17 protein-coding genes and 1 pseudogene are annotated in these 20,806 nt (G+C 50.3%); 11 read left to right on the top strand and 7 right to left on the bottom strand.

Going from position 1 to position 20,806, the window contains the following annotated elements; all coding sequences use genetic code 11:
* Positions 1 to 5: 5 nt before the first annotated feature.
* Positions 6 to 902, bottom strand: a complete 897-nt coding sequence (locus AB8809_RS00070) for a LysR substrate-binding domain-containing protein (RefSeq protein ID WP_349855532.1) — start codon at positions 900 to 902, stop codon at positions 6 to 8.
* 142 nt (positions 903 to 1,044) lie between these two features.
* Between AB8809_RS00070 and AB8809_RS00075 the strand changes: the two genes are divergently transcribed.
* The 7 genes from AB8809_RS00075 to AB8809_RS00105 all read left to right on the top strand — a co-directional run bounded on the left by AB8809_RS00075 (position 1,045) and on the right by AB8809_RS00105 (position 9,344).
* Positions 1,045 to 2,595: an ABC transporter substrate-binding protein gene (locus AB8809_RS00075; protein WP_012772761.1), complete on the top strand. Its 1,551-nt coding sequence runs from the start codon at positions 1,045 to 1,047 to the stop codon at positions 2,593 to 2,595.
* A gap of 69 nt (positions 2,596 to 2,664) precedes the next feature.
* Positions 2,665 to 3,549, top strand: a complete 885-nt coding sequence (locus AB8809_RS00080; protein ID WP_012772762.1) for a dihydrodipicolinate synthase family protein — start codon at positions 2,665 to 2,667, stop codon at positions 3,547 to 3,549.
* A gap of 102 nt (positions 3,550 to 3,651) precedes the next feature.
* Positions 3,652 to 4,605, top strand: coding sequence for a nucleoside hydrolase (locus AB8809_RS00085; protein WP_012772763.1), 954 nt, complete (start codon positions 3,652 to 3,654; stop codon positions 4,603 to 4,605).
* A 1-nt stretch (position 4,606) separates the two neighbouring features.
* Positions 4,607 to 5,614 carry a nucleoside hydrolase gene (locus tag AB8809_RS00090; RefSeq protein WP_349855534.1) on the top strand — a complete coding sequence of 336 codons (1,008 nt, stop codon included), beginning with the start codon at positions 4,607 to 4,609 and terminating at the stop codon, positions 5,612 to 5,614.
* The gene (locus AB8809_RS00095) at positions 5,614 to 6,591 is read left to right on the top strand and encodes an ABC transporter permease (RefSeq protein WP_012772765.1); all 978 of its coding nucleotides are present in this window, start codon (positions 5,614 to 5,616) and stop codon (positions 6,589 to 6,591) included. Before AB8809_RS00090 ends, AB8809_RS00095 begins: the two co-directional genes overlap by 1 nt.
* Positions 6,588 to 7,496, top strand: a complete 909-nt coding sequence (locus AB8809_RS00100) for an ABC transporter permease (RefSeq protein WP_012772766.1) — start codon at positions 6,588 to 6,590, stop codon at positions 7,494 to 7,496. The genes AB8809_RS00095 and AB8809_RS00100 overlap by 4 nt, the downstream gene beginning before the upstream one ends.
* A 39-nt stretch (positions 7,497 to 7,535) precedes the next feature.
* Complete coding sequence (locus tag AB8809_RS00105; protein WP_349855535.1) at positions 7,536 to 9,344, top strand: ABC transporter ATP-binding protein; 1,809 nt, start codon at positions 7,536 to 7,538, stop codon at positions 9,342 to 9,344.
* A gap of 75 nt (positions 9,345 to 9,419) precedes the next feature.
* Here AB8809_RS00105 and AB8809_RS00110 read toward each other — a convergent pair whose 3' ends face one another.
* The 5 genes from AB8809_RS00110 to AB8809_RS00130 form a co-directional block, all read right to left on the bottom strand.
* Positions 9,420 to 9,677 (bottom strand): YdgH/BhsA/McbA-like domain containing protein, encoded by a 258-nt coding sequence (locus tag AB8809_RS00110; RefSeq protein ID WP_205947328.1) that lies wholly within the window; start codon positions 9,675 to 9,677, stop codon positions 9,420 to 9,422.
* A 172-nt stretch (positions 9,678 to 9,849) separates the two neighbouring features.
* Positions 9,850 to 10,650, bottom strand: coding sequence for an aliphatic sulfonates ABC transporter ATP-binding protein (gene ssuB / locus AB8809_RS00115; RefSeq protein WP_349855617.1), 801 nt, complete (start codon positions 10,648 to 10,650; stop codon positions 9,850 to 9,852).
* A complete protein-coding gene (ssuC, locus tag AB8809_RS00120; RefSeq protein WP_180779424.1) occupies positions 10,647 to 11,441 on the bottom strand; it encodes an aliphatic sulfonate ABC transporter permease SsuC in 795 nt (264 codons plus the stop codon). The genes ssuB and ssuC overlap by 4 nt, the downstream gene beginning before the upstream one ends.
* A 10-nt stretch (positions 11,442 to 11,451) precedes the next feature.
* Positions 11,452 to 12,594: an FMNH2-dependent alkanesulfonate monooxygenase gene (gene ssuD / locus AB8809_RS00125; protein WP_181845727.1), complete on the bottom strand. Its 1,143-nt coding sequence runs from the start codon at positions 12,592 to 12,594 to the stop codon at positions 11,452 to 11,454.
* A 58-nt stretch (positions 12,595 to 12,652) separates the two neighbouring features.
* Complete coding sequence (locus tag AB8809_RS00130) at positions 12,653 to 13,675, bottom strand: sulfonate ABC transporter substrate-binding protein (RefSeq protein WP_012772772.1); 1,023 nt, start codon at positions 13,673 to 13,675, stop codon at positions 12,653 to 12,655.
* A 512-nt stretch (positions 13,676 to 14,187) separates the two neighbouring features.
* On the opposite strand from AB8809_RS00130, the pseudogene AB8809_RS00135 reads away from it, so the two are divergent.
* Together AB8809_RS00135 and AB8809_RS00140 are read left to right on the top strand one after the other, a co-directional pair.
* Positions 14,188 to 14,319 (top strand): annotated as a pseudogene (locus AB8809_RS00135) (hypothetical protein); the annotation flags it as partial.
* A gap of 40 nt (positions 14,320 to 14,359) precedes the next feature.
* Positions 14,360 to 14,539, top strand: coding sequence for a hypothetical protein (locus tag AB8809_RS00140; RefSeq protein ID WP_241007253.1), 180 nt, complete (start codon positions 14,360 to 14,362; stop codon positions 14,537 to 14,539).
* A 102-nt stretch (positions 14,540 to 14,641) separates the two neighbouring features.
* Here AB8809_RS00140 and AB8809_RS00145 read toward each other — a convergent pair whose 3' ends face one another.
* Positions 14,642 to 14,899: a YdgH/BhsA/McbA-like domain containing protein gene (locus AB8809_RS00145; RefSeq protein WP_012772768.1), complete on the bottom strand. Its 258-nt coding sequence runs from the start codon at positions 14,897 to 14,899 to the stop codon at positions 14,642 to 14,644.
* 704 nt (positions 14,900 to 15,603) lie between these two features.
* Between AB8809_RS00145 and AB8809_RS00150 the strand changes: the two genes are divergently transcribed.
* Entirely contained in the window at positions 15,604 to 18,390 is a 2,787-nt protein-coding gene (locus AB8809_RS00150; protein WP_349855537.1) for an ATP-binding protein, read from the top strand.
* A gap of 746 nt (positions 18,391 to 19,136) precedes the next feature.
* Positions 19,137 to 20,582, top strand: a complete 1,446-nt coding sequence (locus tag AB8809_RS00155; protein ID WP_342413394.1) for an MFS transporter — start codon at positions 19,137 to 19,139, stop codon at positions 20,580 to 20,582.
* Positions 20,583 to 20,806 lie beyond the last annotated feature (224 nt).

Consider the following 20,806-nt stretch of genomic DNA (forward strand, 5'->3'; position numbering starts at 1 on the left):
GGAAATTATTTTAATTCCAGACTATCCGCTATTTTTTCTTTCATTACCTGAGTGATGTGATTCACCACCTGGCTGCGGGGAATTTGTGGTGGGTAAACCGCGCAATACGCCATTTTTATATCAGGATTGAAAGGCTTAACGATAACCGGGGAAGGGCTGTTCAGGGCGGTAATAAAATCCACCACGCCGATGCCGACGTTTCTTGACGCCAGTACGCAGCAGTTCGCCATCGAGGTTTCGATGGGGTTATGCAAATAGATTTGTTCTTTTCTGGCGGAGATATCAATCTGCGCCCGCAGCGGCGTGGTTCTGCCGGGTAGAATGGCGCGCGTGCCAGTCAGATCGGCGAGTGTAATTTCATCCGCCGTGGCAAGCGGGTGACCCATCGCTAACACCGCGACAGCACTGGCGTCAGCCAGTGGTTCGGCCTCCAGGCCTTTAATGCCAGGCTGACCAAAAATAAAACCCACGTCATAGTGATTCTCAGCAATCGCGTCCGTAATACGGCTGCTGCTTTCGATATCCAGAAACAGGGAAAGATCGGGGTATTTCTTGAGTAAGGTAGGGAGAACCTGGTCGGAACAAAGGAACGAGAGCGCCTGAACGGCGGCGATGCGCAGTACGCTGCCCTTGGCGTGGCGAATTTCATCGGCAATCAGCCCGATTTGATCCAATCCTAAATAAAGACGTTCGACTTCCCGGTACAGCTTCATCGCCTCGGCGCGTGGAATCAGGCCGCGTCCGTCTCTATCAAATAGCTTCAGATTCAGCGCGTCTTCGAAGTCTTTAATGAGCCTGCTGACCGCGGGCTGAGTGATATACATCATGTTGGCGGCAGCGGTGATGCCTCCGGTGAGGATGACTTTATGAAAGGCTTCAACCTGACGGGGATTGATACGCATGCTCGTCACCTTAAAACATAACATTTAGTTATCAATTTAACACAAAATGCAATTTTTCATTATCCAATCTGGCGCATAGACTCACAATCATAAGATTTAATACACTTCATCAGTACTCAATCATGGAATAGAGGGTTAGTGAATGAAGAAATCGACTCTGGCGTTATTGTTTACCGTTTTATTTTCATCTTCACCTTTGGTTTATAGCGCGGACCTGAATATCGGTTTGGCTTCCTCCACCACATCAATGGATCCGCAGTTTTATGTGAGTGGAGCGAATAGCGCAATGGCGCGCAATATTTTTGACGGTTTGGTTGTACAGGATGAAAAACAGCAGATTGCACCTGCCCTGGCAACCAGTTGGAAAGTGATTGACGACAAGACGTGGGAATTTGTATTGCGTCCTGGCGTTAAGTTTCACGACGGCAGTGATTTTACGGCTAAAGATGTGATTGCCAGCATTAAGCGTGTTGCGCTGGCATCGAAAAACAGCCCTAGCTCTTACGCACCTTACGTCAGCGACATTGCTGAAGTAATAGAAGTTAATCCACTAACGGTGCGGATTAAGACAAAAGAGGCTTCGCCACTGCTGCTGAATAATTTAAGTCGGATTTCGATTTTACCGGCCCGACTTGAAAACGTCCCGACGGAAACGTTGAATTCAGGAAAAGATGTGATTGGTACAGGGCCATTCAAATTTGTTTCCTGGGTGCCGGACGACCGGGTAGTCCTTAGTCGTAATGACGATTACTGGGGAGGAAAAGCAGAGTGGGACAACGTTACTGTCCGTGTATTTAAAAACAGTAGTGCACGTGTAGCAGCAGTATTATCCGGTGATGTGGACATGATCGAAAACGTTCCAACAGCCGACAGCAGTAATATTGAAAAAAATCAGCAGTTAAAAACGATTTCAACACCAGGGAATCGTGTTATTTACCTTCACATGGACCAGCAGCGAGAGGAGTCACCGTTCGCCAAAGGTCCTGATGGTAAAAACCCATTACTAAAAAAAGAAGTACGCCAGGCGATGTCTTTAGCTATTAATCGTCAGGCAATCGTCGACCGTGTGATGGAGGGGCAGGCTGTTGTTGCCTCTCAGCTTGTACCGAAGGGGTACCCAGGCTATTCCGCTTCCATTCCTGCGCCGGTTTATAATCCGGAGAAAGCCAAACAGGAACTGGCGGCGGCGGGTTACCCCGACGGCTTCACGCTGACCTTCCACGCGTCGAACGATCGTTATCCTAATGATTCTAAAATTGCTCAGGCCATTGGCCAAATGTTCACACGCGCCGGCATCAAAACCGAAGTCGTTACGATGCCCGGCAGTGTGTACTTCTCACGTGCGTCTCGTCTCGAATTCAGTTTGATTATGGGCGGGGCCGCGATTGAAACCGGGGAAGCTTCTGGCGTATTGGGGCCATTGTTAGAAACCTTTGGCCCCAATGCAGGACAGGGTAATCGTGGTCGCTATTCCAACCCTGCCTTTGATAAAGCGCTAAGCGAAGCGCGTGTCACATTGGATGAAACTAAACGTGATGCGCTGCTGGCTGAAGCGATGAACATTGGCATGAACGATCTGGGTGTCATTCCGGTGATGTTCCTGTCCAACACCTGGGCGATGAAAAAGCAGTATACCTATGTAGGCCGTTCCGATGCCTACACGCTGCCGTACTTCGTCCGTTCCGCAAAATAGTTACCTTTCAGTGATGACCCAAAAGGGGTGAGGTTTTCACCCCTTATTACCTATAACAAGGAGAGCGGTGTGAATACGTTTAGCGGTGTTTTTCCCTATCTGGTGTCACCCGTCAGGCCCGATGGTCAGGTTGATAAGCCCGTTTTGGCGCAGCTCACTGAACATCTTATTCAATGCGGTGTGCATGGCGTCGTGCCGTTAGGCAGCACCGGTGAATTTGCCTATCTCTCTGCGGCTCAACGTCTGGATGTGGTCAAAACGGTAATCGAGACGACGGCTGGCCGTGTGCCGGTGATCGCTGGTGTCGCGTCGACAACGATTCAGGATGCCGTTGAGCAAACGAAACGCTACGTCGAACTGGGCGCGGATGGCATTCTGGCTGTACTGGAAGCCTATTTCCCCCTGAAAGACGAGGGCGTCGAGCAGTATTTTCGCGCCATTGCCGAAGCCGCACAGGGTAAACCGGTGGTGCTCTATACCAACCCTCAGTTCCAGCGTTCCGATTTGAGTTTGCCCGTCATCGAGCGCCTGAGCCATGTCAGCAATATCCGCTATATCAAAGACGCCTCGACCAATACCGGGCGCTTGCTTTCCATCATTGAACGTACCCGTGGCCGGATGGACGTGTTCTCCGCATCTGCCCATATTCCCGCCTGCGTCATGCTGATTGGCGGCGTGGGGTGGATGGCTGGCCCAGCTTGTATCGTTCCCAAACAGAGTATTGCTTTGTATGAAGCCGCCCGCGCGGGTGACTGGAACAAAGCAATGGAGCTTCAGCGCCCGCTATGGCGCATCAATGAAATCTTTGCCCGTTATTCCATTGCTGGCTGTATTAAAGCGGCGCTGCAATTGCAGGGGTTTGCGGTAGGCGATCCGTTGCCGCCTCAACTGCCGCTGGATGAAAAGGCACGTAAGGAGATCGCTGACGTTTTAGCGTCTGTCGATTCCCTTTAACACCAAATAGATTTGTTATTTTTCACGCTGTAGAGGTGTGAGGCTTTCTGCACCTTGAAGTTTGGCTGTACCTATTAAAAAGAGAAAAGGAATCATCAAGGGATGAGCGCGTTACCTATTATTATTGATTGTGATCCAGGGATAGATGACGCGATTGCGTTATTAAGTGCATTTGTGGCGCCAGAGTTGGATATTCGCGGCATCTGCACGGTGTGCGGTAACCAACCGTTGGACAAGACGCTGCGTAATGCGCTGCAAATTGTTGAGCTGGGTCAGCGCACGGATATTCCTGTTTTCGCCGGTTGCCATCGACCGCTGCTGCGCGACCCTATTCATGGCCAGTTTCATGGTGAAAGCGGACTGGGCCAGACCGTGCTGCCTGCGCCGCAAAAACAGGCCGAAGCGCAGCATGCGGTGAGTTTTATTATTGCGCAGTGCAAGCAGGCGATCGCTGATGGCACCCCGATTACGCTCTGTACGTTAGGGCCGCTAACCAACGTGGCAATGGCGCTGCGTATGGCGCCTGAGATTGCTGACGGTATTGCGCGCATTGTGATGATGGGCGGCGCCTACCGCGAAGCAGGCAACCGCAGCCTGACGTCTGAATTCAATATGATCGCCGATCCACAGGCGGCGAAGGTGGTGTTTGATTCGTCAATCGCCCTTGTCGCGCTACCGCTGGATGTCACGCATCAGGTGATTTTGACGCCGGAATTAGTTGCACGTTTTATCGCGCTATCCGGACGGATTTCCGCGCCGTTGGGTGAAATGATGGCGTTTTGGGATCGTAATGACATCCGTCGCTATGGTTCACGCGGCGGTCCGCTACACGATCCGTTGGTCATCGCTTGGGTGCTGGCACCGCACTGCTTCACGACGGAAAAAGCCAGCGTTTACATTGAGCAGGAAAGCGAGCTGTGCATGGGGCAGACCGTTGCCGACTGGTACGGAAAAACTGACCGTCAGCCGAATGTGGATGTGGTGACGGGGGTTGATGCCAAACAGGTTGTCGAGCTGTTTGCTGACCTATTGAGCCGCTATGGAGAGGGTGTCTGACATGGTTCAAGAACGCATTATTATTGATACCGATCCCGGCGTTGACGATGCGATAGCCATCTGGCTGGCGTTGGCTTCGCCCGAGCTGGATGTCCTGGGGATTACCGTTGTGGCAGGCAATGTGCCGCTTGCCGCCACGCTATCGAATGCGTGCAACGTGGTGGGTGTGACGGGCAGAACCGATGTGCCCATTTTTGCGGGGGCGTCTCGTCCACTGATCCGCGATCAGGTTTTCGGTAAATACGCTCATATCGGCAAATTTTCTGCTGATTGGGTGCCGGAGAGCACGCTGTCGCCGGAACAGGAACACGCCGTTGATTTTCTGGTGCGGGTGACGCGTCAGGCGGCGGCCGACAATAATCCCATCACCATTTGCGCACTTGGCCCACTGACGAATCTGGCATTGGCGCTGTGCTTCCACCCTGATGTCGCGCGCGGCATCAAACAGGTTGTGTCCATGAGCTGCGCCTTTACCGCAATGGGAAATCGCGTACCGTGGGCGGACTTTAACGTCTATGCCGATCCTCATGCGGCGGAAATCGTGTTTTCTTCCGGTGTACCCATTGTCATCATGCCGTTGGATATGACCTTTCAGGCGCTGATTCAGACGGAACAGGTTGATGACATCGAGCGTAGCGGCGGTGCGCCGGGTAAGGCGATGGCAGCACTGCTGCGTATGTTTGACCGTAGCGAAGTGGATCGCTTTGGCCGTGAAGGTGGACCGATTCATGATGCGACCGTCATTGCGTGGTTGCTGAAACCGGAGTTATTCAAATCAAAACGCGCGCGCATCGGAGTAGAAGTTGCCGGTAGAACGGCGGGTTACGCGTTTGCCGATTTTTATCACAAACTGGGTGAACCAGAGAATGCGCTGGTCATGCGGGAAATCGACGAGCAAGGGTTTCTCGGGCTGATTGCCGAGCGCCTGCGCCGCTATGGCTCTGAAGAAATAGAGGGTTCTGAAAAGAAAGATAGCTCCGAAGCAATAAACGGTTCCGGGGGGCGCTAATGATAGCCTACCTGCTGAGCCGAATCGGACAAACGCTGCTGACGCTGGCTGTTATGTCGGTGCTGGTGTTTGTGGGTGTTTATCTGGTCGGTAATCCGGTCGATATGTTGTTGGGCGCGACGGCCACGCCAGCGGAACGGCTGGCGGTGATTCAGTCCTTCGGCCTGGATAAGCCGGTCTGGGAACAGTATGGGTTGTTTGTCTGGAACGCCTTTCAGGGCGACATGGGCAACTCTTTCATCTTTAATCAACCCGCGCTGACGCTGATTTTTCAACGCATGCCCGCCACGCTCGAACTGGCGATGGTGGCGTTTGTGATGGCGCTGATTGTCGGCATTCCGTTGGGGATTTACGCGGGTCTGAAGCCGGACAGCGCGGTATCCAAATCCATCATGACCTTCTCCATCCTCGGTTTTAGCCTGCCCACGTTCTGGATCGGGTTGGTGATGATCATGCTGTTCAGTGTGAAGCTGGGCTGGCTGCCGTCATCAGGCCGGGGCGATGTCCATGAGCTGTTCGGCATCCCGTTTAGCTTTCTGACCCGCGATGGCCTTGAACATCTTCTCCTGCCTGCGTTTAACCTCGCGCTGTTTAAAATCTCGCTGGTTATCCGCCTGATGCGTGCGGGCGTGATGGAGTGTCTGCAACAGGATTATGTGCAGTTTGCTCGCGCGAAAGGGCTGTCGGAAACCCGAATCGTACTGGTACATGTGCTGCGCAACACGCTGATTCCGTTGATTACCGTGCTAGGTCTGGAACTCGGCTCGCTGATCGCGTTTGCGGTGGTGACGGAAACCATTTATGCCTGGCCGGGCATGGGCAAGCTGATTATCGACTCGATCGCCGTGCTCGACCGTCCGGTTATTCTGGCTTATCTGATGATTACCGTCGTGATGTTCAGCGTGATTAACCTGCTGGTCGATTTGCTGTATGTGCTGGTCGATCCACGCGTGCGGCTGGGAGGAGACAAGGGATGACAGGGAATACCATACACCAGCCCGCCGCCGTGCAAAAAGCCGTACATCCGGTGATGCGCGTGGTGATGGCGCTGATCAACGATCGGTTGGCGCTGTTTGGGCTGATCATGCTGGCGATTTTCGTGCTGCTGGCGCTGCTTGCCCCGCTGCTGTCGCCGCAGAACCCTTACGATCTGATGCAGCTCGATATTATGGATGGCCGACTTGTACCGGGTTCCTCCAGTATGTCGGGCATGACGTATTGGCTGGGAACGGACGATCAGGGGCGCGACCTGTTCAGTGCCATTCTGTACGGCACCCGCATCAGCCTGATGGTGGGATTCACCAGCGCGGTGTTTGCGCTGCTGATTGGCGCTTCTCTTGGTCTGATCAGCGCTTACGTTGGCGGAAAAACGGATGCGACAATCATGCGCATCGTTGATATCCAGCTCAGTTTCCCGCCCATCCTGATTGCGCTGATCCTGTTGGCGGTGCTGGGCCAGGGGGTCGATAAGATCATTATGGCGCTGGTGGTGACCCAGTGGGCTTACTACGCGCGGACGATTCGCGGTTCGGCACTGGTGGAACGTCGCCGCAGCTACGTGGACGCGGCGCGCAGCATGGCACTGTCCAACCGCCGCATCCTGTTTCGCCATATTTTACCCAACTGTCTGGCACCGCTGATCGTGGTGGCAACGATGCGCATCGCCTACGCCATCATGCTGGAAGCCACGCTCTCGTTTCTGGGGATCGGGCTGCCTGTGACGGAGCCGTCGCTGGGGCTGTTGATCTCGAATGGTTTTGAATACCTGATGTCGGGCGACTATTGGATCAGCTTCTTTCCGGGGCTGACACTGTTGCTGCTGATTGTGGCGATCAATCTGGTCGGGGATGCGCTGCGCGACATCCTCAACCCACGGAACTAAGCCGTGGGAACGCCCATGGGAATAAGGGGTAATGAACACATGACAGCGCCGATTATGTCTGTTTCGCATCTGACCACCGCCTTTCAGGTGAACGGCGAGTGGATGAACGTGGTGCGGGATTTATCCTTCACGATTGGCGAGAAAGAGACGGTCGCCGTAGTGGGGGAATCCGGTTCAGGGAAAAGCGTGATGGCGAAATCCATCATGCGCTTGCTGCCACCCGGTCAAAGCCGGATTGAAGGGCAGATTCATTTTGGCGACACCGAACTGCTGTCGCTCCCCAGTAAAGCGATGCAGGATGTGCGCGGCAACCGTATCGGCATGATTTTCCAGGAGCCGATGACCAGCCTGAATCCGGTCTTGCCGATTGGCTACCAGATTACGGAAGTGCTGCGTCGCCATCGCGGCATGGGGAAAGCCGAAGCGCGTGCCGAAGCGGTACGACTGCTGGAAAAAGTACGCATTCCGGCGGCCAAATCACGGTTGAACGAATACCCACAGAGCTTCTCTGGCGGGATGCGCCAGCGTGTGGTGATTGCAATTGCGCTGGCTTGCCACCCGAAGCTGTTGATTGCCGACGAGCCGACGACGGCGCTGGACGTCACGATTCAGGCGCAAATTCTGACGTTGATAAAAACCCTTCAGGAAGAAGAAGGGATGTCGGTGCTGTTTATCACCCACGATATGGGCGTGGTGGCGGAAGTGTCTGACCGCACGCTGGTGATGTATCAGGGGGAAATGGTAGAAAATGCCGTCACGCGAGAGATCTTTCATCATCCGCAACAGCCCTACACCCGTATGCTGCTATCCGCGGTGCCCAAACTCGGCTCGATGTCCGGCAGCGCATGGCCCCAGCGTTTTCCGCTGATCGATCTCAAAACGGGTGAACGCCAGCTGGTGCCGGACGCGGTGAATACCGTGTCCGGCGAGGAACCGGTGCTGACGGTAAAAAATCTGGTCACCCGATTTGATATCCGATCAGGATTTTTCCGTCGGCTGTCCGGGCGGGTTCATGCGGTGGAAAATGTCTCGTTCGATCTCTGGCCGGGCGAAACGCTCGCGCTGGTCGGCGAATCGGGCTGCGGTAAATCTACCACCGGTCGGTCGATTATTCGTCTCAACGACGCCGTCAGCGGCGACATCCAGCTTCTGGGCAAAAATATCCTGACGGCGGATAAGCGTGAGCTGACCGAGTCGCGGCGGCAGATTCAAATGGTGTTTCAGGATCCGTATGAAAGCCTGAATCCGCGTATGCGGATAGGGGAAGCTATCGCCGAGCCGATGCTGTTGCACGGTCTGGCGACCCGACAGAATGTGAGTGCGCGAGTGAGCGAGCTGCTGGAACAGGTGGGATTATCCGGCGATATGGCTTCGCGTTTCCCACACCAATTCTCCGGCGGGCAGCGGCAGCGAGTGTGTATTGCGCGTGCGCTGGCGCTGGAGCCGAAAGTGATTATTGCCGATGAATCAGTGTCGGCGCTGGATGTGTCCGTCAAGGCGCAGGTGATCAACCTGATGCTGGATCTCCAGCAGAAGCTGGGGCTGTCATTCCTGTTTATCTCGCACGATATGGCCGTTGTCGAGCGTATCAGCCACCGCGTGGCGGTGATGTATCTCGGCGAAATTGTGGAGATCGGGCCACGAGCGGCGATCTTCGACAATCCACAGCATGATTACACCCGACGTCTGATTTCTGCGGTACCCGTGCCTGACCCGGATACTCGTCCGGTGCGTAATATCACCAATGATGAACTGCGCAGTCCGGTACGCGCCCCTGATTTCCATCCTCCGGTACGCCGCTATAAGCAAGTCGGGGAGGGACATTTTGTTCTTGAAACGGTAGCGTAATGCTGAATGTAAAAACGGACTTTCCTCTTTAGTGAGGAAAGTCCGTTTAATTTTTTGATTGTTTATCGGCAACCATTATTTGTAGATAACGGCGACGCCGCGCAGTTGATTATCACCTGTTGCAGACGTGATAGTGAAGGCGCTGGCACCGGCTTTTTCTGCTTTCTGAGCCAACTGTGCTTGCAGTGAATCCAGGCTACGGGCGGTAGCGCTAACTACGCCAAATTTTTCCAGACCTTGTGCCTGTTGTGAGGACACCTGCTCGGCAGCGAAAGCACCGAAAGACAGGGTAGAAAGTACGACAGCAGCGGCGAAGAATTTTACGTTTTTCATGTGATATATCCTGTTCAATGTTGTTTGGAGTGAAAGGGCATTTCCTTTCGATGAAGAGGATATTACGCCGATGCAGACAGAAGGAAAAACGGAGTGTTTTGAGAATATCTGTCAATATTTTTGATGTTAAATCTGGCGATAAGATGCACAGTCTCGATCGCCAGAAGGAAGGTTATATTGCCGCCTGCTGGGGCAGAGGAGATGAAGCAGGAGCCAGCACGCGTTCCAGCACGCGGGCTTCCAGTTCCGCCAGCTTTGCCGATCCACGACGCCGCGGCCGGGGTAAATCGACTGTAATATCCAGCCCCACGCGTCCTTCTTCAATCAGAATCACCCTGTCAGCCAGCGCAATGGCTTCGGAGACATCGTGCGTCACCAGCAGTACGGTGAAGCCATGTTGGAGCCACAGATTTTCGATCAGGCTTTGCATCTCGATGCGGGTTAAGGCATCCAGCGCACCGAGCGGTTCATCCAACAGCAGCAGACGCGGATGGTGAATGAGCGCGCGTGCCAGCGCGACGCGCTGTTTTTGACCGCCGGACAGCGCCGCTGGCCAGTCGTTGGCGCGATCTGCCAGCCCAACGGAGGCCAGCGCCTCCTGCGCTTTCTCACGCCAGTTGCCGCGCAGTCCCAGCCCGACATTATCGATCACCTTTTTCCACGGCAGCAGACGCGCTTCCTGAAACATCAGCCGCGTGTCGTCTTTCGCACTACTGAGCGGTGCGGTGCCGGTCAACAGTTCTCCGCTGCTGGTGGCTTCCAGCCCCGCAAGCAGACGCAGCAGGGTGCTCTTGCCGCAGCCGCTGCGGCCGACAATGGCAACAAACTGCCCGGAAGGAATACGCAACTGCACGTCATTCAGCACGGTGCGGTGGCCGTAATGCTTGGTAATGGCATCCAGCGCCAGCGGCGTCCCCTTGGTGAGCGGCGACGGCGAATGTGCGCGTGTTGCAGAATCGGTAAAAGCGGTCATGATGCGTCCCCCGATGAGGTTTGATAAGCCGGATTCCAGCGCAGCCATATGCGCTCCAGCCCTTGAGCGCTGATATCGGCCAGTTTTCCGAGCAGGGCGTAAAGGATGATGGCGACCACCACCACGTCCGTTTGCAAAAACTCACGGGCGTTCATGGCGAGATAGCCGATGCCGGAGTTGGCAGAAATGGTTTCCGCGACGATGAGCGTCAGCCACATAAAGCCCAGTGCGAAGCGGATACCGACCATGATGGACGGCAGTGCGCCGGGCAGCACCACCTGATAAAACAGGCTCAGACCGGACAGCCCGTAGCTGCGTGCCATTTCCAGCAGGCCGCGATCGATGTTTTTAATGCCGTGATAAGTGTTGAGATAAACCGGGAACAGTGTACCCAGCGCTACCAGAAAGATCTTGGCCGCCTCATCAATCCCAAACCACAGAATCACCAGCGGAATCAGCGCCAGATGTGGAACGTTGCGGATCATCTGCACCGAGCTGTCCAGCAGGCGTTCGCCCCAGCGCGACAGCCCGGTGATAAAGCCGAGCGTCAATCCGATAGTACCGCCGATAGCAAACCCAATCAGGGCGCGCCAGCCGCTGATCGCCAGATGTTGCCACAGTTCGCCGCTGTAGATGAGCGACCAGCCTGCGGTGATCACCGAGCTGGGCGCAGGCAGAATCCGGTTGGATAGCCAGCCGAACTCGACGGCGACCTGCCACGCGACCAACAGCGTCACGGGGAGCAGGAAAGGTGCCAACCGCTGTGCCAGGGAAGAGAGCGTTCTTGCCATGATCGGTTCCTCAGCTTTGCGAGACTTTGCGCGGCACATAGCGGTTTGCCACCACTTCTCCCGCATTGTTCACCGCATGCAGCGGCGTGGGCTGTTGCGCCAGATCGAGGTGCGGGAACAACAATTCACCCACGCGGTATGCCTCTTCCAGATGCGGATAGCCGGACAAGATAAAGGTATCAATCCCGAGATCTGCGTATTCCTGAATGCGTTCGGCAACCGTCGGGCCATCGCCAACCAGTGCTGTGCCTGCGCCGCCGCGTACCAGACCGATGCCAGCCCACAGATTGGGGCTAATCTCCAGCTTGTCCTTTTTGCCGCCGTGCAGGGCGGCCATGCGCTGCTGGCCGACGGAATCGAAACGCGCCAGCGCCGCCTGTGCGTCGGCGATGGTTTTTTCATCCAGATGGGAAATCAGCCGATCGGCGGCCTGCCAGGCTTCTTCGGTGGTTTCCCGCACGATGACGTGCAGGCGAATACCGAAGCGAACCTCACGCCCCTGCGCGGCCGCTTTGGCACGGACCTCCGCCAGCTTTTCTTTAACTTGCTCAGGTGGCTCACCCCACGTCAGGTAGAGATCGACCTGCTCTGCCGCCAGATTCTGCGCAGCCTCGGAAGATCCGCCAAAGTAGAGCGGCGGGCGCGGCTGCTGCACGGGCGGATAAAGCAGTTTGGCGTCTTTGACCTGAATATGTTTGCCTGCGAAATCGACGGTTTCGCCTTCCAGCAGCCTGCGCCAGATATGGGTGAATTCCGCCGAGGCTTCGTAGCGTTCTTCATGACTGAGGAATAGCCCTTCGGCGGCCAATTCTTCCGGGTCACCGCCGGTCACCAGATTGAACAGCGCTCGACCGTTGGACAGCCTGTCCAGCGTCGCGGCCTGACGTGCGGCGATGGTGGGGGAAATCACGCCGGGGCGAAGGGCAACGAGAAATTTTAGCCGCTGTGTCACCGGAATGAGCGATGCCGCAACCAGCCAGGAATCTTCGCAGGAGCGGCCCGTCGGCAACAGGACGCCGCCAAACCCTTGCCGCTCGGCGGCTTGAGCCACCTGTTGCAGATAGCTGTAGTCAACATGACGTGCGCCCTCGGTGCTACCAAGATAGCGACCGTCTCCGTGGGTGGGCAGAAACCAGAATACGTTAAGACTCATGGTGTGAACTCCTTAAACAGTCTTGTTTGAGGTAAACAAAAGAGGGGCGATAGGCGGATTAGTTCGCCTTGGGACGCCAGACGCGCTCTGCGATATTGACCTTCACCGGTACCAGACGGTTTTCATAAAACAGGTCGGCCGTGGATTGCTGTGCCTTGATCGTGGCGGCATCCAGCGGTTCTATGGTGGTCGGCGGGCGATGGTCGAGCGCCGTTTCAATCACTTTTTCCGGCAGTCCTACCGCGTTTGCCAACAGAGTGACGCTTTGCGCCCGGTCGCTGATCGTTAAGGCATCGGCCTTGGTCAGCTCGTCCAGTACCTGGCGAATAAAGGTGCCGTGCGCCTCGGCATAAGGACGACCAGCCAGATAGAAGGAACCGGTTTTCTCCAGCCCGCTGCTATCGACCAGCACGCGAACGCCGCCTTCCAGCAGCGCGGCGGAATAGTAGGGATCCCAGATTGCCCATGCATCGACGTTGCCTTGCTGGAAGGCCGCGCGCGCATCAGCGGGAGTCAGGTAGGTCGGTTTGATATCGGTGAATTTCAGTCCGTCACGTTGCAGCGCCCGCAGCAGCGTATTATGTGCGCTGGAGCCTTTCTGGAAGGCGACTTTGCGACCTTTTAAATCAGCAACGGTTTTCACTGGGCTGTCTTCCCGCACCAGAATCACTTCGGCTTGAGGCTTCGGCGGCTCCACGCCGACATACAGCAGGTCTGCGCCAGCAGCCTGCGCAAAAATCGGCGGGATATCGCCAGTGCCACCCAGATCGATGCTGCCAACGTTGAGCGCTTCCAGCATCTGCGGACCGGCGGGGAACTCAATCCAGCTGATTTTGGTGTTTGGGAACTGCTTTTCCAGCAACAGGTGTGATTTTGCCAGCACCAGACTGATCGAGCCTTTCTGATAACCGATGCGTAACTGCGTGGGTACGCTGTCTTGTGCATAAGCCGTGGACATGAACAGCACTGCGCTGGCAACCAGAAGCGTAGGGATCCGGCGTAGCTGCGTCGCTACGTTTTTCCATAATGGCGTGCGTTTCTCACGTATTTCCGTGACCGATTTTTTCATCATCAATGACATGCCTATGACCTCTCCCTTATAACGAAAAATTAAAATGCAGCGAGAAAATGCAACATCAGGTGATAAACATAACAGGGGGGAAGTGGGCTTTTTAAATCTCAATTTGTCGTTTTTATAGCCAAAAGTAGAAAATGCCTGAAATCAGCACACTAAGATCCTATCCCAATAGGATTTTATTGATTCCACTTTGTCTTCGATGGGAGGAGTTCCACTGCTCTATCCAAAGCACGTCTGTGTCAACAAGCGAGCAGTAGATCGGCGGCTGGCGATAAGTAATGCGTGCTGCCTGAGACTCAGTTCCGTCACAGAGACGCGTGCCCAAATCTGATTTTTCAACGAAGCCTCACAGACATTGAAAAGTCGTTATCAGCCAGTTTGTTTATTTGGTATAACAACTTTCCATCTTGTCACGCCTTTACCACGTTGTGACGAATCGCTGAGGGCAGTATGTGGCTTTAACAGATTCATCCCAGGACAAAGCGCCTCGGCAGGAACACTCTGACTCTGGGCGGATTTCAGGGCTGGCGCTGCTGGTTGCCAGCGCTTTTTTTATGGAGTTTCTTGATGGAACGGTGATTGCCACGGCTCTGCCAGATATGGCAAAGGCGTTTGGCGTCACGGCGATAGACCTTAATATTGGTATCCGGTTCGATGGTGCTGGCCGTGTTTGCAGGCAATTTGGCGATGAAGCCTGCGACCACGCCGCTAATTCGCTACTTTGGTTTCCGCAAGCTACTAATCAGTAATGGTATTGCCTGCGTATTGACGCTGCTGCTGTGCGCGCTGCTCTATATTGCCGGCGTAGCGTTGGTTGGTGCACTGTCCTACATCGTACTGGTGGGCGAAGTGAAGCGTGTAGGGTAATTCATCTGGGTGTTTAAGGCTTGGGCGAAAGCCATAAAAAAACGGACTTTCCTCTTTAGTGAGGAAAGTCCGTTTAATTTTTTGATTGTTTATCGGCAGCCATTATTTGTAGATAACGGCGACGCCGCGCAGTTGATTATCACCTGTTGCAGACGTGATAGTGAAGGCGCTGGCACCGGCTTTTTCTGCTTTCTGAGCCAACTGTGCCTGCAGTGAATCCAGGCTACGGGCGGTAGCGCTAACTACGCCAACTTTTTCCAGACCTTGTGCCTGTTGTGAGGACACCTGCTCGGCAGCGAAAGCACCGAAAGACAGGGTAGAAAGTACGACAGCAGCGGCGAAGAATTTTACGTTTTTCATGTGATATATCCTGTTCAATGTTGTTTGGAGTGAAAGGGCATTTCCTTTCGATGAAGAGGATATTACGCCGATGCAGATAGAAGGAAAAACGGAGTGTTTTGAGAATATCTGTCAATATTTTTGATGTTAAATCTGGCGATAAGATGCACAGTCTCGATCGCCAGAATACAGTTGGTTTGACTTCTAACGTTTCTTTATTGCTCTTTTGGCTTTTAGGCTAGGGGTGGTTGAAAGTGTCTCTAAATGTCGATATTCTTAATTTTTACAGTTGTGAAAGTGAAGACATAGAAAGATTTTTCTTATACGGCATGGCAATTATCTCAGCGAGATACATGCCCTGATGAATTTTAATATACTTTTTAATAAATGATTTTATTAAAATTTATTCCAATACTTAGTGTGTCTTAAAGTAATGGATGACAAAATTATGATTATATTCTCAAAATTAAAAACATGTTCTATTTTCTATAGAATAGATTGAAGACTTGTGTATCATACATAGATTTAGTGTCCTTGCGTATAAATGAGGCCAGAGCAATTTTTTGCGTGAATATATAAAAGGCACACATGTTCCTAATTTATTATACAGGTTGGCAGAACTTATTAAAATATCAGAGTGTTATTTTTATTCTATGGAATGTTATTTTCAAAAATCTTTCCAATATAAAATTGTCTATTTTTGTTATGAAAGTTAAGGAATAATGATGCGAATTGAACAAAGACTTAAAAAACTAGCGGATGAAAATCCTAATTACTCTCTTTTGTGGGCTCAATGGGAGTTTGATAAAAAACTTCTTTCTAGAGCATTAAATACAATTTCTCGGGATTTTCCACACTATAGTCTTCATGATGCTTCCCATTCATCGACTATCATTACCCAGATTGAAAAGGTTATATCCTCAAATATAGAGAATTTATCGGCTACTGATTGTTGGCTATTACTTGAGTCTTGTTATTGGCATGATGCAGGAATGATTATTACAAGTGAGGAAAAAAAAGGATTATTAGCAAGTGCTTCTTTTTTAAATTACTTAAAAGATCTGTCAGAAACAAACCATGAGCTTTCCACTCATGCCCAATTAATCTTACAAAGTAAAGAAGAAAATGATATAGTCAAAGCTCTTAATATATCTAATTCATTGACATTTGTGATTGCTGACTATTTTCGTAGTATACATGCTGAACGTTCAGGGTTAAATGTCAACGATCCTACAAGAATAAATGTTTTTTCCCCAAGAACATCTTTGATCCCACAGCGACTTTTTAATTTTGTTGCCCAAATAACACAATGTCATGGAAGAAATAGAGAGTCGATCTTAGGTTTAGCTAAATATAATGATGGGATGGATGCTGAAGATTATGCACATCCGCGATATGTAGCTGCTTTATTGAGGGTTGGGGATCTTTTAGATATTGATGATGGTCGTTTTTGTCCAACATTATTACATAATATCGGAGATGTCCCTCAATCATCACTTGATCATCAAGAAAAACATGCATCAATAAGGCATTTATTGATTAATAGTGAGGTCATAGAGATAAGGGCAGAATGTGAGGGGTATGGTGCATACCATGCTCAACAAAGTTGGTTCAACTATATTCAGGACGAATTTGATTATCAAAAGAGGATATGGAATGAGATTGTTCCTGATAGCAACTATAGAGCTCTTCCAACTATAGGGTTACTTTCTTGTGAAATAAAAGGTTATATTGCAATTGATGGAAAAGTTCCTAAATTAACATTAGATTCTCAAAGAGTATATAGTTATATTACAGGAGCTCAGATTTATAGCGAACGATATCCTTTTGTTAGAGAGATTATTCAAAATTCTATAGATGCGACTTATTACAAAGTGTGGGAGGATTTAATCTTTGATAATAATGAATATGAAAATAATGGTAATGAAATACGAGAGATATTTAATGATAAACTTATTGGTTATAGTATTGATGTTTCTCTCCATGAACAAGATCTAGATGATGTAACCCTGAACTCTTTTAAGGTTCGAGATTATGGTACGGGGATGAATCTTAAAGATATTAAGAAAATATTAGTTGTCGGTTCAGAATCTACAGACTCGAGAAAAAAACTAAATCAGACTATGCCTGATTGGGCAAAGCCTTCTGGCTATTTTGGTATTGGGCTGCAAAGTGTATTTAAACTTTGTAGTAAGGTAGTTATTAAAACAAGGATGGTAGAAAACCCTTGTTATGAAATTACTGTGATCAATGATTCTTCTTCTAAATTTTATAATATTGCTATAAGAGAGATTGATGATGTAAGATTTAAAGGTACTGAAATTACAGCTATATTTACCGAGAAAAAATCTGATGCGTTTAGTAATGTCGATATGTCATATAAAATACTACGACAAGGTTTTGATCCCTTAGCAGATACAGAGGTGAGTCTTTTTCGTAAATATTTGATGAATACTTTATCAGACGATTTTGACTGTAGTAATGTAGTCGTAAGATTTGAAGATAAGGCTTTTTTTAATGATGTAAGTAAAAAGAAATTCAATAGTGGAAAAGACAATAATATAAATATTACAGATTATGACATGGGTGTGGATATTAGTGTGGCTATAGATATTGAATCTGATGGTTATTCTTCTATTGATTATAAGTATAAAGGTGTGGAGTTTGATTTGCCAAAACCCATTATGGGTTTATATGGTGAGATAAATATATTCAAATATGATGCAGGATATTGGCTTACTATTGACAGAAAGAAAGGGAGAACCGATCGGGAACCTGAATTGTATCTCCTTAAAAAGGAGATAATTGAAAAACATTCAGACTATTTAAGAAAAAACACAGTGGATAAAAACCAGGCTGATTTTTTAATTTATGCCTATACTGGAAATTCAGTTTCTGACAACTGGAGAGATTTTGAAATAAAAAATATAAAAGTTAGCGATTATCTTGAAGGTCGTAGTGAGTTATTATCTATAATGGATCGATATCCGTACCGTAACAATACAAACCTTGTTAGCATAGATTCACTGCAGATGAACCTCTTGGCTGAAATTTCACGGCGACAAAAAGTAAGTATAGACGTTGATTTTAGCAGTTCAACTAGAAATAAAAAAATGAATAAAAATGTAGGGCAAATATATAATTTTAAGTTTCGCAATGATAAAAAATCTAATTTTAAAGCTAATTATGGTTTGATAAAAAACGAACTTTCTTTGGATAGAATGTATGCTTGGGGACGACAAAGTATCCCTTGTTATTCTGATGATTACTTAGATGTTTCTATTTCAAAGGACATGCTTCCTAATGGTATATATTCATCTTCTTCATTAAATCGATGGGTAAGTAGTCATTTATTTTCTCCTAAATTTTCTCCAAAGGAGGATAAAATAGATGTTGAGAAGGAACTTGATGTTTTATATATGTATTATAAAAAGCTTTCTCTTCTCAAGGTAGATGAAGATGAATTCAAACGAAAATATCTGGAAGTCTGGCGTGATTTAGATTTTATTTAGTGATAAAGAAAAGTTATTTATATCTTTTTTATTATCAGTCTAAAACTGAATTTTGACGGTTTTGTTGTTTATTACAAAGCCTCATTACATATTGTTATTCTTGGGTTTTACATATAAGAACTGGCAGAAAAATACTTTGTCATAGAAGGAACCGGTTTTCTCCAATCTTCAGCATCGTTTAGGGTCTGGGCGGATACGAGCAGCAGGGCGCCGGCGTAGCCGCGCTGTCAGGTTGCTCCATAATGGCGTGCGTTTCTCACGTATTTCCGTGACCGATTTTTTCATCATCAATGACATGCCTATGACCTCTCCCTTATAACGAAAAATTAAAATGCAGCGAGAAAATGCAACATCAGGTAATAAACATAACAGGGGGGCGGTGGGCTTTTTAAATCTCAATTTGTCGTTTTTATAGCCAAAAGTAGAAAATGCCTGAAATCAGCACACTAAGATCCTATCCCAATAGGATTTTATTGATTCCATTTTGTCTTCGATGGGAGGAGTTCCACTGCCCTATCCAAAGCACGTCTGTGTCAACAAGCGAGGAGTAGATCGGCGGCTGGCGATAAGCAATGCGTGCTGCCTGAGACTCAGTTCCGTCACAGAGACGCGTGCCCAAATCTGATTTTTCAACGAAGCCTCACAGACATTAAAAAGTCGTTATCAGCCAGTTTGTTTATTTGGTATAACAACTTTCCATCTTGTCACGCCTTTACCACGTCGTGACGAATCGCTGAGGGCAGTATGTGGCTTTAACAGATTCATCCCAGGACAAAGCGCCTCGGCAGGAACACTCTGACTCTGGGCGGATTTCAGGGCTGGCGCTGCTGGTTGCCAGCGCTTTTTTTATGGAGTTTCTTGATGGAACGGTGATTGCCACGGCTCTGCCAGATATGGCAAAGGCGTTTGGCGTCACGGCGATAGACCTTAATATTGGTATCAGCGCTTATTTATTAACTCTGGCAGTGTTGATCCCGGCTAATGGATGGGTTGCGGAGCGCTTTGGTGCGCGGAATGTATTTACCCTGGCGCTGTGCATTTTCACGCTCTCATCCCTATTATGCGGCCTGAGTCATAACGTCACTGAGTTTGTTCTGATGCGTATCCTCCAGGGGGTCGGTGGTGCCATGATGGTTCCGGTAGGACGTCTGGTCGTTCTGCGTACCACCCCGAAGGATCAGTTGATTAAGGCGATCGCAACGCTAACCTGGCCCGCGCTGGTGGCACCGATCATTGGGCCACCGCTGGGCGGATTCATTACCACCTACGCCAGCTGGCACTGGATTTTCTTTCTCAATGTCCCCCTTGGGCTTATCGCCATCGTGCTGTCATTGCGGATGATGCCTAACCAGTCAGCGAACGAGAGTAAGCCGTTTGATTTCCCTGGGTTTGTCGCTACAGGCGTAACAATGTTGTGTCTGGTCGTAGGGCTGGAAATGCTCAGCCAGCAAAATGTCAGCCTGACCGGAGCCGCGGTCACTATTGCGATTGGCCTTGCCACGTTGGTGTGGAGTGTCCGTCATCTTTTGACCTGTAAAACGCCGCTGATTGGCCTATCTTCGCTTTCGGTGCCTTCATTTCGCATCAGCATGCGTGGGGGATTTATTCTTCGTGCGACGATCAGCTCCGCGCCCTTTATGTTGCCACTGATGTTTCAGGTTGGCTTCGGGATGAACGCGTTTGAAGCCGGTTCGATGGTGCTGGCTGTGTTTGCAGGCAATTTGGCGATGAAGCCTGCGACCACGCCGCTAATTCGCTACTTTGGTTTCCGCAAGCTACTAATCAGTAATGGTATTGCCTGCGTATTGACGCTGCTGCTGTGCGCGCTGCTCACTCCAGACTCACCGCATCTGATAACGCTGACGCTGCTGTTCCTCGGCGGGCTGAGCCGTTCCATGCAGTTTACCGGCATCAGTTCGCTGGCGTTCGCTGAAGTTCCGTCGCAAGAGATGAGCTCAGCCAATACGCTGTTCAGTACCTCACTCCAGCTCGCCAGCGGCTTGGGGGTAACAATGGGGGCGCTAAGCATACGCTTGGGCAACATCCTCAGCGATGAACTGGGTTATACAGCCGTGCCTGGCATGGGGTTTCGCCTGGGATTTGTGGTCATTGCGATTATTACCGCCTTCGGCGTGTATGATATGACGCGACTCGCACCAAATGCGGGTATCAACGTCTCGCAGAAAAAATAGAGTAGCGTCAGCCAACGGATTGCTTTGTCATTACCTATTAAATGACAACGCCTATCCGGGATAGATTCTTAGCGTAATAAGCGTAGCAACAGCGCGTTTTCCCCCTCCTTCATGTCTGAAACACGTTTTCCATGACCTGCCTCACATTGTTTCCGGCAATGTCTATCATTTCGTGAACCTATTCTCATATCTTGTTTTTTTTAATGGAAAACGGTTTCCGTTGT

The organism is Pectobacterium aroidearum (assembly GCF_041228105.1).
In the GTDB taxonomy this organism is placed as follows: Bacteria; Pseudomonadota; Gammaproteobacteria; order Enterobacterales; family Enterobacteriaceae; genus Pectobacterium; species Pectobacterium aroidearum.